Genomic DNA, 1,790 nt, shown 5'->3' on the forward strand with positions numbered 1-1,790 from the left:
TTCCAGTCCCAGTAAAGCCCCAGTACACCATAGAGATATTCGTTACTCCATCTCTGCCATCCGATGCTACGCTTTCGTCGTCGTTTCCTTCTCGTTAATAGCGTGCGAATTTTCATCTCCGTATAATTACGTACTTCACTGAAAGCTCGGCTAGAATTCCCAACCCGGAAGTAGTTTACCCATCCAGTCAATACGGCATTGATTTGTTTTATTAAGTCTTGTGCTGGCTTCGCTCCTGCGTTTTGAATGAGTTTACGGATTCGCGCCTTCACTGTCGTGCGAGCTTTCTTCTTCGGGGTCATGAAAACGAAAGATCCATTCTTATTTCGGTTCGGTATTCGTCTCAGATCAAATCCTAGAAAGCCGAAGGATTCTCCTTTTAGGAGATTGACCATCCGAGTTTTCTCCAGGTTCAGTTCAACTCCCAAAGGCTTTAACTGTTCCCGTAGTCGTCGTAATGCCAATTTAGCCCATCCTCGTTTACTGGAGTGTCCACTTACAGCGATAACCATATCATCGGCAAAACGATGATAGTTTACAGCTTCGTAATTGCCCTCTGCTGTCTTGCGTCGAATGGCATCAAATGTCCAATCCACTTCATTGAGGTAAATGTTCGCGGCTAGTGGAGAAAATGGTCCCCCTTGCGGCACACCGATCTTTCCTGTTGCCTTAATTACCTGTTTTACAAGATGCATAACCTGTGGGTCTTGGACACGTTTCGCAATTTTCTCCAATAGTATGTTGTGTCGGATTGTATCAAAGTAGCGAGATAAATCAATATCAATTATTATGGTCATACGGCGCAATATACTACGTCGTACTTCTGCCAATGCCTGATGAGGAGAGCGTTTCGGTCGAAATCCATACGAGTTTGGGCAGAAATCGGCTTCAAAGATTGCTTCCAATATGAGCTTTAGCGCTCCTTGTACCACACGATCTCGTATACACGGAATTTGCAGAGTTCGTATTTTGCCGTTCGCCTTTGGGATTTCTACTTTCCGATTAGCTTGTGGCCGATATGTTCCAGCTTGCAATTCCTCTTGAATGCCTGTTAAGAATGGGATAACTCCTTCTAGTTCTATATCAGCAAAACTTTTCCCATCGATGCCTGGGGCACCTCCGTTTTTCCTCGCCTGTTGATATGCTTCGTGAAGGGTTGTCATTTTGGTAATGTGGGTAAATAACCCCCAAAACCGATGCGTAGGTTGAGACTTCGCCTTTTGATAGATTCGTTGCCTTAGTTCCTGCAAAGTGATGGGTGTTTTTGTCATGGCACCCTTGCCTCCTTTGGTCGTACGAAATATTTACAGGTTCGGACCCTTCCCTCCCCACGCGTTTTGCTGCACGCAGATCTCTGGTACTACGATCCGTTCCGCCACCCTGACACCTACCGGTCTCACTTCCCGATCGCGGTTATAGAGACGGTCTCCTCGATGAGGTTTCTTCATCGGGTGTCGAGGGCTTCTCCAGTTTCCACATTATCTTTCTCTCCATGTCGCCGCTGATACCCCGCCGGTGAGAACTGCCGTTCCAGACTCGTTTCGGTCAGTTCTTGCTGCTTTCGCACGTTATCGACCGTCTCAGCCACCGGAATTGCGTGTAACGAGGCTACGTCTACGTTCACTGTACGTTACAACCTAGAGATTTGCCCACATACCTTTTGCATGTGATGTCAGAGGGCTTCGCTATGTCGTTTTCACTTCATGGCGCCTCTCAGGCTACGGGAGTGGAGTCTATTCTCCCGATTGGACTTTCACCAACTAGATAATGTGTCCTTATCTGGACACGCC

1 protein-coding gene is annotated in these 1,790 nt (G+C 47.1%); it reads right to left on the reverse strand.

Features of this window, described 5'->3' with window-relative positions; all coding sequences use genetic code 11:
• The coding region (gene ltrA / locus AAIE21_RS29175) for a group II intron reverse transcriptase/maturase (RefSeq protein ID WP_343269871.1) at nucleotides 1–1,271 on the reverse strand (1,271 nt) is incomplete at its 3' end.
• Nucleotides 1,272–1,790 lie beyond the last annotated feature (519 nt).

Origin of the sequence: Paenibacillus sp. 102 (assembly GCF_039549175.1) — a bacterium.
Taxonomy (GTDB): Bacteria; Bacillota; Bacilli; order Bacillales; family Bacillaceae_G; genus Bacillus_A.